The organism is Staphylococcus sp. MSU001 (assembly GCF_052976705.1).
The window spans coordinates 21737-37721 of the sequence record NZ_JBRIKK010000019.1 but is presented as its reverse complement, the minus strand read 5'-3'; the positions used below and the strand labels follow the sequence as shown (position 1 = coordinate 37721).

13 protein-coding genes and 1 other annotated feature are annotated in these 15985 nt (G+C 35.9%); all 13 genes read left to right on the top strand.

The window, feature by feature from the left end:
* The first annotated feature begins 57 nt into the window (after positions 1-57).
* The 13 genes from secE to fusA all read left to right on the top strand — a co-directional run bounded on the left by secE (position 58) and on the right by fusA (position 15797).
* Complete coding sequence (gene secE, locus ACVBFA_RS09505) at positions 58-240, top strand: preprotein translocase subunit SecE (protein WP_002438679.1); 183 nt, start codon at positions 58-60, stop codon at positions 238-240.
* A 10-nt stretch (positions 241-250) separates the two neighbouring features.
* Positions 251-799 (top strand): transcription termination/antitermination protein NusG, encoded by a 549-nt coding sequence (gene nusG, locus ACVBFA_RS09500; RefSeq protein WP_002458643.1) that lies wholly within the window; start codon positions 251-253, stop codon positions 797-799.
* Positions 800-1129: 330 nt separating this feature from the next.
* Positions 1130-1552: a 50S ribosomal protein L11 gene (gene rplK, locus ACVBFA_RS09495; protein WP_001832298.1), complete on the top strand. Its 423-nt coding sequence runs from the start codon at positions 1130-1132 to the stop codon at positions 1550-1552.
* 213 nt (positions 1553-1765) lie between these two features.
* Positions 1766-2461 (top strand): 50S ribosomal protein L1, encoded by a 696-nt coding sequence (gene rplA, locus ACVBFA_RS09490; RefSeq protein WP_001832314.1) that lies wholly within the window; start codon positions 1766-1768, stop codon positions 2459-2461.
* 87 nt (positions 2462-2548) lie between these two features.
* Positions 2549-2696, top strand: a sequence feature (ribosomal protein L10 leader region).
* 39 nt (positions 2697-2735) lie between these two features.
* On the top strand, positions 2736-3236 hold the full coding sequence (gene rplJ, locus ACVBFA_RS09485) for a 50S ribosomal protein L10 (RefSeq protein WP_001832306.1): 501 nt from the start codon (positions 2736-2738) through the stop codon (positions 3234-3236).
* Positions 3237-3273: 37 nt separating this feature from the next.
* Complete coding sequence (rplL, locus tag ACVBFA_RS09480) at positions 3274-3642, top strand: 50S ribosomal protein L7/L12 (protein ID WP_001832283.1); 369 nt, start codon at positions 3274-3276, stop codon at positions 3640-3642.
* A 191-nt stretch (positions 3643-3833) separates the two neighbouring features.
* Positions 3834-4442, top strand: a complete 609-nt coding sequence (locus ACVBFA_RS09475) for a class I SAM-dependent methyltransferase (protein ID WP_126122435.1) — start codon at positions 3834-3836, stop codon at positions 4440-4442.
* 215 nt (positions 4443-4657) lie between these two features.
* Complete coding sequence (rpoB, locus tag ACVBFA_RS09470; RefSeq protein WP_237638984.1) at positions 4658-8209, top strand: DNA-directed RNA polymerase subunit beta; 3552 nt, start codon at positions 4658-4660, stop codon at positions 8207-8209.
* A 158-nt stretch (positions 8210-8367) separates the two neighbouring features.
* On the top strand, positions 8368-11964 hold the full coding sequence (gene rpoC, locus ACVBFA_RS09465) for a DNA-directed RNA polymerase subunit beta' (RefSeq protein WP_002445736.1): 3597 nt from the start codon (positions 8368-8370) through the stop codon (positions 11962-11964).
* Between the two features lie 326 nt (positions 11965-12290).
* The gene (locus tag ACVBFA_RS09460; protein ID WP_002475490.1) at positions 12291-12551 is read left to right on the top strand and encodes a ribosomal L7Ae/L30e/S12e/Gadd45 family protein; all 261 of its coding nucleotides are present in this window, start codon (positions 12291-12293) and stop codon (positions 12549-12551) included.
* Positions 12552-12641: 90 nt separating this feature from the next.
* Positions 12642-13055, top strand: a complete 414-nt coding sequence (rpsL, locus tag ACVBFA_RS09455; RefSeq protein WP_001833079.1) for a 30S ribosomal protein S12 — start codon at positions 12642-12644, stop codon at positions 13053-13055.
* Positions 13056-13125: 70 nt separating this feature from the next.
* On the top strand, positions 13126-13596 hold the full coding sequence (gene rpsG / locus ACVBFA_RS09450; protein WP_001137495.1) for a 30S ribosomal protein S7: 471 nt from the start codon (positions 13126-13128) through the stop codon (positions 13594-13596).
* 119 nt (positions 13597-13715) lie between these two features.
* Positions 13716-15797: an elongation factor G gene (gene fusA, locus ACVBFA_RS09445; protein ID WP_001832287.1), complete on the top strand. Its 2082-nt coding sequence runs from the start codon at positions 13716-13718 to the stop codon at positions 15795-15797.
* Positions 15798-15985: the final 188 nt, after the last annotated feature.

The following is a 15985-nucleotide window of genomic DNA, read 5'->3' as shown; positions in this document are numbered from 1 at the left end:
TATCAATTAATTGAATATGACTTTCATTAGAAAGTCATAGAGTGTGGAGGTCTTATGATGGCTAAAAAAGAAAGTTTCTTTAAAGGCGTTAAGTCAGAAATGGAAAAGACGAGTTGGCCAACTAAGGAAGAATTATTTAAATATACAATAATAGTTGTATCTACAGTGATATTCTTCTTAGTCTTTTTCTATGCCTTAGACATAGGAATTAATGCATTAAAACAATTATTTTTAGGTTAGGAGTGAAGACATGTCTGAAGAAGTAGGCGCTAAGCGTTGGTATGCTGTACATACCTATTCTGGATATGAAAATAAAGTTAAAAAGAATTTAGAAAAAAGAGTAGAATCTATGAATATGACTGAACAAATTTTCAGAGTTGTCATACCAGAAGAGGAAGAAACTCAAGTTAAGGACGGGAAAGCTAAAAAGCTTGTGAAGAAAACATTTCCTGGATATGTGTTAGTTGAGTTAATCATGACAGATGAGTCGTGGTATGTAGTTAGAAATACTCCTGGAGTTACAGGATTTGTCGGATCTGCAGGTGCAGGCTCAAAACCTAACCCACTACTTCCTGAAGAAGTACGCTTCATTCTTAAGCAAATGGGTCTTAAAGAGAAAACAATAGATGTTGAACTCGATGTTGGAGAACAAGTTCGTATCCAATCAGGTCCTTTTGCTAATCAAGTTGGAGAAGTACAAGAGATTGAAGCGGATAAATTCAAGCTTACTGTACTTGTGGATATGTTTGGTCGTGAAACACCTGTAGAAGTTGAATTTGACCAAATTGAAAAATTATAAAACCATTTTGTTTAAATTTATTCAAAACACATTTGAATAGATTAAAAAAGATATTCATTAAAAGAAAATAGAATTGTAGGTTAGAAAAGTATATTCCTTTATTTATAAGTGATGGATGTACATTAACAAACGATATGAATGTATAAAATAAAACAAATAATAATAGCGTAGTTAGTAAAGATGAAATTTTACTATTGATTTTTTATCAATATGAGTGTTAAAATAATGTGGTCGCGCTTTTATAGCGCTCATTTCGTCACGAAATGTTTAAGAGTGGGAGGGCAAAACTAAGCCCTGTGACCACATCACGATATCAAGGAGGTGCACATCGTGGCTAAAAAAGTAGAAAAAGTAGTTAAATTGCAAATTCCTGCAGGTAAAGCGAATCCAGCACCACCAGTTGGTCCAGCATTAGGTCAAGCAGGTGTGAACATTATGGGATTCTGTAAAGAATTCAATGCTCGTACGCAAGAACAAGCAGGTTTAATCATTCCGGTAGAAATCAGTGTTTATGAAGACCGTTCATTTACATTCATTACAAAAACTCCGCCGGCTCCAGTACTACTTAAAAAAGCAGCTGGTGTTGAAAAAGGTTCTGGTGAACCTAATAAAACTAAAGTTGCAACAGTAACTAAAGATCAAGTACGCGAAATTGCTCAAACAAAAATGCAAGACTTAAATGCTGCAGACGAAGAAGCGGCAATGCGTATTATTGAAGGTACTGCACGTAGCATGGGTATCACTGTACAATAATAAAGCAAAACTTTTTAAATTAATTTGAAATAAACTTAATTTAGACGATAAAAAGCAGGTAACAGATAGGTATACAATGAATATTGTCTATTGGTTTGCTAACATTGCAAAGTAGTGATGTTAACGTTCATCTCTGTTATCTGCTCTTAACTTGCAAGGCGCAAGTGAATGTGGGAGGAAATTCCGCTAAAACCACTAAAGGAGGAACTATAAATGGCTAAAAAAGGTAAAAAGTATCAAGAAGCAGCTAGTAAAGTTGACCGCACTCAATATTATAGTGTTGAAGAAGCAATCAAATTAGCTAAAGAAACTAGCGTTGCTAATTTCGACGCTTCTGTTGAAGTTGCATTCCGTTTAGGAATTGATACACGTAAAAATGACCAACAAATCCGTGGTGCAGTAGTATTACCACACGGTACTGGTAAATCGCAACGTGTACTCGTTTTCGCTAAAGGCGATAAAATCACTGAAGCTGAAGAAGCAGGTGCAGATTATGTAGGTGAAGCAGACTACGTACAAAAAATCCAACAAGGTTGGTTTGATTTCGACGTAGTTGTAGCTACACCTGACATGATGGGTGAAGTTGGTAAACTTGGTCGAGTATTAGGACCTAAAGGTTTAATGCCTAACCCTAAAACTGGCACTGTAACAATGGATGTTAAAAAAGCAGTTGAAGAAATCAAAGCAGGTAAGGTAGAATATCGTGCTGAAAAAGCAGGTATTGTACATGCGTCAATTGGTAAAGTGTCATTCGATGAAGAAAAATTAGTTGATAACTTCAGAACTTTACAAGATGTATTAGCGAAAGCTAAACCAGCTTCTGCTAAGGGTACTTACTTCAAATCTGTTGCTGTTACAACAACAATGGGTCCTGGAGTGAAAGTCGATACTTCATCTTTCAAACTATAAATTTTAAATAGAAAACAAATTGCAGGCTAACTATCAATTTTAGTCTGTAATTTTTTGTTGACTTTTTATACTAAAGCAGTTATATTAATACTTGTGATTATTTTACCTAAGACAGTAGGAGTTATTAATAACTTAAAACAATATCCTACCGAGGCTAAAATTGACTTGAACGTGATGATTAATGATCTTTCAAGCACTTTTTGCCGTGGGTAGAAAGTGCTTTTTTTATTGTGATTAAAAAAAGCACCCAATAAATTTAAATGGAGGTGTCTGAATGTCTGCTATCATTGAAGCAAAAAAACAACAAGTCGATACTATCGCTGAACAACTTAAAAATTCAGTTTCAACAGTTATCGTTGACTACCGTGGTTTAACTGTAGCAGAAGTTACTGAATTACGTTCACAATTACGTGAAGCTGGTGTTGAGTATAAAGTATACAAAAACACTATGGTTCGTCGTGCTGCTGAACAAGCAGGTATCGAAGGCTTGGATGAATTCTTAACAGGTCCTACAGCAATCGCAACTTCTACTGAAGATGTTGTTGCACCAGCAAAAGTTATTGCAGGATTTGCAAAAGAACATGAAGCTTTAGAAGTTAAAACAGGCGTTATGGAAGGTAACGTTATCTCTGCTGAAGAAGTTAAAACAGTTGGTTCATTACCTTCACACGATGGTCTTGTATCTATGCTTTTATCTGTATTACAAGCACCTGTACGCAACTTCGCTTATGCAGTTAAAGCTGTTGGAGAACAAAAAGAAGAAAGCGCTGAATAATTGCGCATAAAAATTAAATTAATGGAGGAAATATAAAATGGCTAATCAAGAACAAATCATTGAAGCAATTAAAGAAATGTCAGTATTAGAATTAAACGATTTAGTAAAAGCAATTGAAGAAGAATTTGGTGTAACTGCAGCAGCTCCAGTAGCAGCAGCAGGTGCAGCTGGTGGCGGAGATGCTGCAGCTGAAAAAACTGAATTTGATGTTGAATTAACTTCAGCTGGATCTTCAAAAATTAAAGTTGTTAAAGCAGTTAAAGAAGCAACTGGCTTAGGATTGAAAGATGCTAAAGAATTAGTAGACGGAGCTCCTAAAGTAATTAAAGAAGCTATGCCTAAAGAAGATGCTGAAAAACTTAAAGAACAATTAGAAGAAGTTGGAGCTAGCGTAGAATTAAAATAGTTTCTACTTTCTAATTAAATAGTTAGGTTGAAAATGTATGTTTAACCTATTTAATATAGATTTCAATGCAAATGCAACCTGAATTCTTTGAGAAGTTAAAACCCCGTTATTCTAATAACGGGGTTTTTCAATTAATTAATACAAGCATACTAAATGCTTTTGGATTGAATGATAAAAATAGAGGTGAAGAAATGAGTCATTATTACGATGAGCAACCTGATGTTAAAAGTAACCCAAAAAGAATTAATTATCAAATAAAAAATGTGCAACTAGAACTTACTACTGACGCTGGAGTGTTTTCAAAAGATAGTGTGGATTTTGGATCAGACTTACTAATTAAAACATTTTTAAAAGAACATCCTCCAGGTCCAAGTAAAACCATTGCGGATGTAGGATGTGGATATGGTCCTATCGGTTTAGCAATAGGAAAAGCATCTCCACACCATCAGATTACAATGTTGGATATTAACAATAGAGCCTTGGCGTTGGCAGAAATGAATAAGACGAAAAATCAAGTGGATAATGTAACAATTATGGAAAGTAATTGTTTATCTGCTGTCAATCATCAGTGCTTTGATTACATTTTAACTAATCCCCCTATTAGAGCTGGTAAGGACATTGTTCATCGAATCTTTGAACAAGCGTTTGACAGACTCAAGACTACAGGTGAACTTTATGTCGTCATTCAAAAAAAGCAAGGTATGCCTTCAGCTAAAAAGAAAATAGAAGAACTATTTGGCAATGTAGAAATTATAGCTAAGAGTAAAGGATATTATATTTTGAAAAGTATAAAAGGTTGATTTCGAAATGGTATTCTGATATAGTTATAAAATGTAAAAATTTATGTTCAATAAGTGTGTACTTTTACGTAAAATGGATAAATTAATTAAGTGTAAATAGAAATCGAAAATGGTGTCATCATATGTGTTGCCGTTTTCTTTTTGTCTTTTATATTAATTATTATATTCAATTGAAAAGTAAGGGTGAACACACAATTTTTGAGGGGTGAATCTGTTTGGCAGGTCAAGTTGTCCAATATGGAAGACATCGTAAACGTAGAAATTACGCGAGAATTTCAGAAGTATTAGAATTACCAAACTTAATAGAAATTCAAACAAAATCTTATGATTGGTTCCTTAAAGAAGGTTTATTAGAAATGTTCAGAGATATTTCTCCAATTGAAGATTTCACTGGCAACCTATCTTTAGAATTTGTAGATTACAGATTAGGTGAACCTAAATATGATTTAGAAGAATCAAAAAACCGTGACGCTACTTATGCTGCACCTCTTCGTGTGAAAGTGCGTCTTATTATTAAAGAAACTGGTGAAGTTAAAGAACAAGAAGTCTTCATGGGTGATTTTCCACTGATGACAGATACAGGTACGTTCGTAATTAATGGTGCTGAACGTGTTATCGTATCTCAATTAGTTCGCTCACCATCCGTGTATTTTAATGAGAAAATCGATAAAAATGGACGTGAAAACTATGATGCAACAATCATTCCTAACCGTGGTGCTTGGTTAGAGTATGAGACGGATGCTAAAGATGTTGTATATGTTCGTATCGATAGAACACGTAAATTACCATTGACTGTATTACTACGTGCGCTAGGTTTCTCAACTGATCAAGAAATTGTTGACTTATTAGGAGACAGCGAGTATTTACGTAATACATTAGAAAAAGATGGGACAGAAAATACAGAACAAGCTTTATTAGAGATTTATGAACGTTTACGTCCTGGCGAACCACCAACAGTAGAAAATGCTAAAAGTTTATTATATTCTCGTTTCTTCGACCCTAAACGCTATGATTTGGCTAGTGTAGGTCGTTATAAAGCGAACAAAAAATTACACCTAAAACATCGTTTGTTCAATCAAAAATTAGCAGAGCCAATTGTTAACAGTGAAACTGGTGAAATTGTCGTTGACGAAGGAACAGTTTTAGATCGTCGTAAACTTGACGAAATCATGGACGTATTAGAAACAAACGCTAATAGCGAAGTATTTGAACTTGAAGGTAGCGTAATTGACGAACCTGTAGAAATCCAATCTATTAAAGTATATGTGCCTAACGATGAAGAAGGTCGTACGACTACTGTCATTGGTAATGCACTACCTGATTCTGAAGTTAAATGTATTACTCCAGCAGATATTGTTGCCTCAATGAGTTATTTCTTCAACTTATTGAATGGCATTGGTTATACAGATGATATTGATCATTTAGGTAATCGTCGTTTACGTTCTGTCGGTGAGCTATTACAAAATCAATTCCGTATCGGTTTATCAAGAATGGAACGTGTTGTTCGTGAAAGAATGTCAATACAAGATACAGATTCTATTACGCCACAACAACTGATTAATATCAGACCAGTTATTGCATCAATCAAAGAATTTTTTGGTAGTTCACAATTATCTCAATTCATGGACCAAGCTAACCCGTTAGCAGAGTTAACGCACAAACGTCGTTTATCTGCTTTAGGGCCTGGTGGATTAACACGTGAACGTGCTCAAATGGAAGTGCGTGACGTTCACTACTCTCACTATGGGCGTATGTGTCCAATTGAAACACCTGAGGGTCCTAATATTGGTTTAATAAACTCATTGTCAAGTTATGCTAGAGTGAATGAATTTGGTTTTATTGAAACGCCATATCGTAAAGTGGATTTAGATACAAACTCAATCACCAATCAAATAGATTATTTGACAGCTGATGAAGAGGATAGCTATGTTGTTGCACAGGCTAATTCTAGACTTGATGAAAATGGACGTTTCTTAGATGATGAAGTTGTTTGTCGTTTCCGTGGTAATAACACTGTTATGGCTAAAGAGAAAATGGATTACATGGACGTTTCACCAAAACAAGTTGTTTCAGCAGCAACAGCATGTATTCCATTCTTAGAAAATGACGACTCTAACCGTGCGTTAATGGGAGCAAACATGCAACGTCAAGCAGTGCCTTTAATGAATCCTGAAGCTCCATTTGTGGGTACAGGTATGGAACATGTAGCCGCAAGAGACTCTGGTGCTGCAATCACTGCTAAGCATAGAGGGCGCGTTGAACATGTTGAATCTAATGAAATTTTAGTTCGTCGTTTAGTTGAAGAAAATGGAACTGAGCATGAAGGTGAATTAGATCGTTATCCTTTAGCGAAATTCAAGCGTTCAAACTCTGGTACTTGTTATAACCAACGTCCGATTGTATCAATTGGTGATGTTGTTGAATATAATGAGATTTTAGCGGACGGTCCTTCAATGGAATTAGGAGAAATGGCATTAGGACGAAATGTAGTTGTTGGTTTCATGACATGGGACGGTTACAACTATGAGGATGCTGTAATTATGAGTGAACGACTAGTTAAAGATGATGTATATACATCTATTCATATTGAAGAGTATGAGTCAGAAGCTCGTGATACGAAATTAGGACCTGAGGAAATCACACGTGATATTCCAAACGTATCTGAAAGTGCACTTAAGAACTTAGATGATCGTGGTATCGTTTACGTTGGTGCAGAGGTTAAAGACGGTGACATCTTAGTAGGTAAAGTAACGCCTAAAGGTGTAACAGAATTAACAGCTGAAGAGAGATTATTACACGCTATCTTTGGTGAAAAAGCACGTGAGGTTCGTGATACATCATTACGTGTACCTCATGGTGCTGGCGGTATCGTTTTAGATGTTAAAGTCTTTAATCGTGAAGAAGGAGACGATACTTTATCTCCTGGAGTTAACCAATTAGTACGTGTATATATTGTCCAAAAACGTAAAATACATGTTGGTGACAAAATGTGTGGTCGTCACGGTAACAAAGGTGTTATTTCTAAGATTGTTCCAGAAGAAGATATGCCATATTTACCAGATGGTCGACCAATCGACATTATGTTAAACCCATTAGGTGTACCATCACGTATGAACATTGGACAAGTATTAGAATTACATTTAGGTATGGCAGCTAAAAACTTAGGAATCCACGTTGCTTCTCCAGTGTTTGATGGTGCCAACGATGATGACGTTTGGTCAACTATCGAAGAAGCTGGAATGGCGCGTGATGGTAAAACTGTCCTATACGATGGACGAACTGGTGAACCTTTCGATAATCGTATTTCAGTTGGTGTCATGTATATGCTTAAACTTGCACACATGGTAGATGATAAGTTACATGCACGTTCTACTGGACCATACTCACTTGTTACACAACAACCATTAGGTGGTAAAGCACAATTTGGTGGTCAACGTTTCGGTGAGATGGAGGTATGGGCACTTGAAGCTTATGGTGCTGCTTATACTTTACAAGAAATCTTAACTTATAAATCTGATGATACTGTAGGTCGTGTTAAAACTTACGAGTCTATAGTTAAAGGTGAGAATATTTCTAGACCTAGTGTTCCAGAATCATTCCGAGTATTGATGAAAGAACTACAAAGTTTAGGTCTAGATGTTAAAGTGATGGATGAGCATGATAATGAAATCGAAATGGCCGATGTTGATGACGAAGATGCAGCAGAACGCAAAGTAGATTTACAACAAAAGAGTGCTCCAGAATCACAAAAAGAAACTACCGATTAATAAGCACTTAAGATAACTGAAACCATAGAGGTATGAAATGCTAGTCATTTCAACCTCTTTAAGGTATTTAATTTCAATAAATGTAATCAATCAAATAGCACAGCTAATCTAAATTGAAGGAGGTAGGCTCCTTGATTGATGTAAATAATTTCCATTATATGAAAATAGGATTGGCTTCACCTGAAAAAATTCGCTCTTGGTCTTATGGTGAAGTTAAGAAACCTGAAACAATAAATTACCGTACACTTAAGCCTGAAAAAGATGGTCTATTCTGTGAAAGAATTTTCGGACCTACTAAAGATTGGGAATGTAGTTGTGGTAAGTACAAACGTGTACGCTACAAAGGTATGGTATGTGATAGATGTGGCGTTGAAGTAACGAAATCAAAAGTGCGTCGTGAAAGAATGGGTCATATTGAATTAGCAGCACCCGTATCTCACATTTGGTATTTCAAAGGAATTCCAAGTCGTATGGGGCTATTATTAGATATGTCTCCTAGAGCATTAGAAGAAGTAATATACTTCGCTTCATATGTTGTAGTTGATCCAGGACCAACTGGACTTGAAAAGAAAACATTATTATCTGAAGCTGAATTCAGAGAATATTATGATAAATACCCAAATCAATTTGTTGCCAAAATGGGTGCAGAAGGTATAAAAGACCTATTAGAAGAAATTGATTTAGATGAAGAATTAAAAGAGTTACGTGATGAGCTTGAATCTGCAACAGGTCAAAGATTAACACGTGCGATTAAACGTTTAGAGGTAGTTGAGTCATTTAGAAATTCTGGGAATAATCCTTCTTGGATGATTTTAGATGTATTACCTATTATACCACCTGAAATTCGTCCGATGGTTCAATTAGACGGTGGACGTTTCGCTACAAGTGATTTAAATGACTTGTATCGTCGTGTTATCAATCGTAACAACCGTTTAAAACGTTTATTAGACCTTGGAGCACCAGGCATCATTGTTCAAAATGAAAAACGTATGTTACAAGAAGCAGTCGATGCTTTAATTGACAATGGTCGTCGTGGTCGCCCTGTAACGGGACCAGGTAACCGTCCATTGAAATCTCTTTCACATATGCTTAAAGGTAAGCAAGGACGTTTCCGTCAAAACTTACTAGGTAAACGTGTTGACTATTCAGGGCGTTCAGTTATCGCAGTTGGACCAAGCTTGAAAATGTATCAATGTGGTTTACCAAAAGAAATGGCGCTTGAATTATTTAAACCATTCGTTATGAAAGAGTTAGTTCAACGTGAGATTGCTACAAACATTAAAAATGCTAAAAGTAAAATTGAACGTATGGACGATGAAGTTTGGGATGTGCTTGAAGATGTTATAACTGAACATCCAGTACTATTAAACCGTGCTCCAACACTACACAGACTAGGTATTCAGGCATTTGAACCTACTCTAGTAGAAGGTCGTGCAATTCGCCTTCACCCTCTTGTTACAACTGCTTATAATGCAGACTTTGATGGTGACCAAATGGCTGTTCACGTTCCATTATCAAAAGAAGCTCAAGCTGAAGCACGTATGCTTATGCTTGCAGCACAAAACATCCTAAACCCTAAAGATGGTAAGCCAGTTGTAACACCATCACAAGATATGGTTTTAGGTAACTATTACCTAACATTAGAGCGAAAAGATGCCGTGAATACTGGTGCAATCTTTAACGATACTAATGAGGTTTTAAAAGCTTATGCAAATGGTTATGTACATCTACACACTCGTATTGGTGTTCATGCTAATTCATTTAATAATCCAACGTTTACTGATGAGCAAAATAGCAAAATTTTAGCTACTTCAGTAGGTAAAATTATTTTCAATGAAATTATTCCTGATTCATTTGCATACATTAATGAACCAAGTCAAGCTAATCTAGAAAGAACGACACCTGATAAATACTTTGTTGATCCTACGCAATTAGGTGAAGGTGGACTAAAAGAATACTTTGATAATACAGAACTTATTGAACCTTTCAACAAAAAGTTCTTAGGAAATATTATCGCAGAAGTATTCAATAGATTTAGCATTACTGATACTTCAATGATGCTTGATAGAATGAAAGATTTAGGATTCAAATTCTCATCTAAAGCTGGTATTACTGTTGGTGTTTCTGACATTGTTGTACTTCCAGATAAACAAGACATTTTAGATGAACATGAAAAATTAGTTGAACGTGTGACTAAACAATATAATCGTGGTTTAATCACTGAAGACGAGCGTTACAATGCTGTTGTAGAAATTTGGACTGACGCAAAAGACCAAATTCAAGGCGAATTAATGCAGTCTCTTGAAAAAACTAACCCAATATTCATGATGAGTGATTCTGGTGCCCGTGGTAATGCATCAAACTTCACTCAATTAGCTGGTATGCGTGGATTAATGGCAGCACCATCTGGTAAGATTATAGAATTACCAATCACATCTTCATTCCGTGAAGGTTTAACGGTATTAGAATACTTTATTTCTACACATGGTGCGCGTAAAGGTCTTGCCGATACAGCACTTAAAACAGCTGACTCTGGTTACCTTACTCGTCGTCTTGTTGATGTAGCACAAGATGTTATCGTTCGTGAAGAAGATTGTGGTACAGATCGTGGTTTATTAGTTTCTGATATAAAAGAAGGAACTGAAATGATTGAACCATTTATAGAACGTATCGAAGGTCGTTATTCTAAAGAAACAATTCGACATCCTGAAACAGACGAAGTAATTATTCGCCCAGACGAATTAATTACACCAGATATTGCAAAACAAATCACTGATGCAGGTATTGAGCAAATGTATATACGCTCAGCATTTACATGTAACACACGTCATGGTGTATGTGAAAAATGTTATGGTAAAAACCTTGCTACTGGTGAAAAAGTTGAAGTGGGTGAAGCAGTTGGTACAATTGCCGCTCAATCTATCGGTGAACCAGGTACCCAACTTACAATGCGTACATTCCACACTGGTGGTGTAGCAGGAAGTGACATCACTCAAGGTCTTCCTCGTATCCAAGAAATCTTTGAGGCACGTAATCCAAAAGGTCAAGCTGTGATTACTGAAATCGAAGGTGTAGTTGATGATATTAAATTAGCAAAAGATCGCCAACAAGAAATAATTGTTAAAGGTGCTAATGAAACTAGATCTTATCTAGCATCAGGTACTTCAAGACTTAAAGTTGAAATAGGTCAATCTGTTGAACGTGGTGAAGTTCTAACAGAAGGTTCAATTGAACCTAAAAACTATTTATCTGTAGCAGGCCTAAATGCAACTGAAAGTTACTTATTAAAAGAAGTACAAAAAGTTTACCGTATGCAAGGTGTTGAAATTGACGACAAACACGTTGAAGTTATGGTAAGACAAATGTTACGTAAAGTTCGCATCATTGAAGCTGGTGACACTAAATTATTACCAGGTTCACTAGTTGATATTCATAACTTTACTGACGCTAACAGAGATGCATTCAAACATCGTAAACGTCCAGCTACAGCTAAACCAGTATTACTTGGTATTACTAAAGCTTCTCTGGAAACTGAAAGCTTCTTATCAGCAGCTTCATTCCAAGAAACAACACGTGTGCTTACTGATGCAGCTATTAAAGGTAAACGTGATGATTTACTTGGTCTTAAAGAGAATGTTATTATCGGTAAGTTAATTCCTGCTGGTACTGGTATGAGACGTTATAGTGATATTCAATACGATAAAGCTACTGCACCAGTAACAGAAACAAGTGAAGAAGTTGAAACGATAGAATAAAGAGTCTAATTAGACTTTGATTTATGACATTGTCGCAAATCATTCATTAGGCCGAAAATTATGAGCCATAAAATTCTAGTACAGAGATTTTCATACGAAAATATTTGTGCCAGAAATATCATTCAAGAGTGGGACGATGAGTTTAGTTTATTATGTCCCACTCTCTTCTTTTTTGCTATAAATTATAGATGTTGTAATAATTAACATGAAATTTTGAAGGGGTTTATATTTTATTTATAAATGCAAATATAAGTTGTTGACTATTAGTAACAAATAATGTTAATATATTAAAGGTTGATGCAAGCAGAACTTTGGAGGATATGTAGATGTCTAATGAAAAAGTTGCACGCTTTAACAAACAACAATATGTAGTTGGTCTTAAAGAAACGCTTAAAGCGTTAAAGAAAGATCAAGTTACATCATTGATTATTGCTCAAGACGTTGAAGTTCATTTACTAACTCGCGTGTTAAGCTATATCAATCATAAAAACATACCAGTCTCATTTTTTTCTAGCCAACATGCGTTAGGAAAATATGTAGGTATTAATGTTAATGCGACAATAGTTGCATTAATAAGTGAGAATTAGTAAGTGTTTTACTTACTAAATTTTATTTAACCTTAAAATGAACCACCTGGATGTGTGGGATTAAAAAACGAAGAGAGGAGGACATATTCAATGCCAACTATTAACCAATTAGTACGTAAACCAAGAAAAAGCAAAACGAAACAATCAGATTCACCAGCTTTAAACAGAGGTTTCAATAGTAAAAAGAAACAATTTACTAACTTAAACTCACCTCAAAAACGTGGTGTATGTACTCGTGTAGGTACAATGACACCTAAAAAACCTAACTCTGCGTTACGTAAATATGCACGTGTGCGTTTATCAAATAACATTGAAGTTAACGCATACATTCCTGGTATCGGACACAACTTACAAGAACACAGTGTTGTACTTGTTCGTGGTGGACGAGTGAAAGACTTACCTGGTGTGCGTTACCATATCGTACGTGGTGCACTTGATACTTCAGGTGTTGATGGACGTAGACAAGGACGTTCATTATACGGAACTAAAAAACCAAAAAATTAAGTTTAAGATTACGTAAATTTTAAATATATCTTTTAATAATATACTATAATAGGAAGGGAGGATTTAGATTATGCCTCGTAAAGGATCAGTACCTAAAAGAGATGTATTACCAGATCCAATTCATAACTCTAAGTTAGTTACTAAACTAATTAACAAAATTATGTTAGACGGTAAACGTGGAACAGCTCAAAGAATTCTTTATTCTGCATTTGATCTTGTTGAACAACGTAGTGGTCGTGATGCATTAGAAGTGTTCGAAGAAGCAATTAATAATATTATGCCAGTATTAGAAGTTAAAGCTCGTCGTGTAGGTGGTTCTAACTACCAAGTACCAGTTGAGGTGCGCCCAGAACGTCGTACTACTCTTGGATTACGTTGGTTAGTAAACTATGCGCGTCTTCGTGGTGAAAAAACTATGGAAGATCGTTTAGCTAACGAAATCTTAGATGCTGCAAATAATACAGGTGGTGCAGTCAAAAAACGTGAAGACACTCACAAAATGGCTGAAGCGAACAAAGCATTTGCTCACTACCGCTGGTAAGATTAAAGCTATTACCCTGAGTGTGTTCCGTTATGTGGTTTACCAATAAATGGCTCATGCTTAGGGCATCGCCATATCTATAGTACTTATTCAGTAAATACTGGAAGGAGAAAAAATACATGGCAAGAGACTTTTCTTTGAAAAATACTCGTAATATCGGTATCATGGCTCACATTGATGCTGGTAAGACAACTACGACTGAACGTATTCTTTACTACACAGGTCGTATCCATAAAATTGGTGAAACACATGAAGGTGCTTCACAAATGGACTGGATGGAACAAGAGCAAGACCGTGGTATTACTATCACATCTGCGGCTACAACTGCACAATGGCAAGGTCACCGTGTAAACATCATCGATACTCCTGGACACGTAGACTTCACAGTTGAAGTTGAACGTTCATTACGTGTACTTGATGGTGCCGTTACTGTACTTGATGCACAATCAGGGGTAGAACCTCAAACTGAAACAGTTTGGCGTCAAGCAACAACTTATGGTGTACCTCGTATTGTTTTTGTAAACAAAATGGACAAATTAGGTGCGAACTTTGAATATTCAGTAAGCACTTTACATGATCGTTTACAAGCAAATGCAGCACCTATCCAATTACCTATTGGTGCAGAAGATGAATTTGAAGCAATCATTGACTTAGTAGAAATGAAATGCTTTAAATATACAAACGACCTAGGTACAGAAATCGATGAAATCGAAATCCCAGAAGACCATAAAGAAAGAGCGGAAGAAGCTCGCGCTCAATTAATTGAAGCTGTTGCTGAAAACAACGACGATTTAATGGAGAAATATCTTGGGGATGAAGAGATTTCAGTTGATGAATTAAAAGATGCTATCCGCCAAGCTACTACTGACGTAGAATTCTACCCAGTACTTTGTGGTACAGCGTTCAAAAACAAAGGTGTTCAATTAATGCTTAACGCAGTAATTGATTATTTACCTTCACCATTAGATGTTAAACCAATTATTGGTCATCGTGCGAACAACCCTGATGAAGAAGTTGTTGCTAAACCAGATGATTCAGCAGAATTTGCTGCTTTAGCATTTAAAGTTATGACTGACCCTTATGTTGGTAAATTAACATTCTTCCGTGTATACTCTGGAACATTGTCTTCAGGGTCATATGTGAAGAACTCTTCTAAAGATAAACGTGAGCGTGTTGGACGTTTATTACAAATGCACGCGAACTCACGTCAAGAAATTGACACTGTTTACTCAGGTGAAATTGCAGCTGCAGTAGGCCTTAAAGAAACAGGTACTGGTGATACTTTATGTGGAGAGAAAAATGACATTATCTTGGAATCAATGGAATTCCCAGAACCAGTTATCCACTTATCAGTTGAACCAAAATCTAAAGCTGATCAAGATAAAATGACTCAAGCTTTAGTTAAATTACAAGAAGAAGACCCAACATTCCATGCACACACAGATGAAGAAACTGGACAAGTTATCATCGGTGGTATGGGTGAATTACACTTAGATATTTTAGTTGACCGTATGAAGAAAGAATTCAACGTTGAATGTAACGTAGGTGCTCCAATGGTTTCTTATCGTGAAACATTTAAACAACCTGCACAAGTTCAAGGTAAATTCTCACGTCAATCTGGTGGTCGTGGTCAATATGGTGATGTTCACATTGAATTCACTCCTAACGAAACAGGTGGCGGTTTCGAATTCGAAAACGCTATTGTTGGTGGTGTAGTTCCTCGTGAATACATTCCATCAGTTGAACAAGGTCTTAAAGATGCTATGGAAAATGGTGTCTTAGCTGGTTATCCATTAATTGATGTTAAAGCTAAATTATTTGATGGTTCTTATCATGATGTCGATTCATCTGAAATGGCCTTCAAAATTGCTGCTTCATTAGCGCTTAAAGAAGCTGCTAAAAAATGTGATCCAGTTATCTTAGAACCAATGATGAAAGTTACTATCGAAATGCCTGAAGAGTATATGGGTGATATCATGGGTGACGTAACTGCTCGTCGTGGACGTGTAGACGGTATGGAACCACGTGGTAATGCTCAAGTTGTTAACGCATATGTACCACTTTCAGAAATGTTTGGTTATGCAACTTCATTACGTTCTAACACGCAAGGTCGCGGTACTTACACAATGTACTTTGACCACTATGCAGAAGTTCCTAAATCAATTGCTGAAGAAATCATCAAGAAAAATAAAGGTGAATAATATAACTTGTTAAGACTAGCTAAGCTAGGTTAAAATACAGGTTGAGCTTATTTATAAGCTGACATTTTTATGATTTGATTTTTAGGGGTAAATGCATTATAAAAGAATTATAAATTCTTTTATGCTATACTCAATCAATTTTCTTCTCATGATGGTGAGAAACTATCATGAGAGATAAATTTGAAATA

Excerpts from the sequence above, each read along its gene's own strand:
- secE (WP_002438679.1), top strand. The coding sequence starts at position 58 with ATGGCTAAAAAAGAAAGTTTCTTTAAAGGCGTTAAGTCAGAAATGGAA.
- nusG (WP_002458643.1), top strand. The coding sequence starts at position 251 with ATGTCTGAAGAAGTAGGCGCTAAGCGTTGGTATGCTGTACATACCTAT.
- rplA (WP_001832314.1), top strand. The coding sequence starts at position 1,766 with ATGGCTAAAAAAGGTAAAAAGTATCAAGAAGCAGCTAGTAAAGTTGAC.
- rplJ (WP_001832306.1), top strand. The coding sequence starts at position 2,736 with ATGTCTGCTATCATTGAAGCAAAAAAACAACAAGTCGATACTATCGCT.
- rplL (WP_001832283.1), top strand. The coding sequence starts at position 3,274 with ATGGCTAATCAAGAACAAATCATTGAAGCAATTAAAGAAATGTCAGTA.
- ACVBFA_RS09475 (WP_126122435.1), top strand. The coding sequence starts at position 3,834 with ATGAGTCATTATTACGATGAGCAACCTGATGTTAAAAGTAACCCAAAA.
- rpoC (WP_002445736.1), top strand. The coding sequence starts at position 8,368 with ATGAAAATAGGATTGGCTTCACCTGAAAAAATTCGCTCTTGGTCTTAT.
- ACVBFA_RS09460 (WP_002475490.1), top strand. The coding sequence starts at position 12,291 with ATGTCTAATGAAAAAGTTGCACGCTTTAACAAACAACAATATGTAGTT.
- rpsL (WP_001833079.1), top strand. The coding sequence starts at position 12,642 with ATGCCAACTATTAACCAATTAGTACGTAAACCAAGAAAAAGCAAAACG.
- rpsG (WP_001137495.1), top strand. The coding sequence starts at position 13,126 with ATGCCTCGTAAAGGATCAGTACCTAAAAGAGATGTATTACCAGATCCA.
- fusA (WP_001832287.1), top strand. The coding sequence starts at position 13,716 with ATGGCAAGAGACTTTTCTTTGAAAAATACTCGTAATATCGGTATCATG.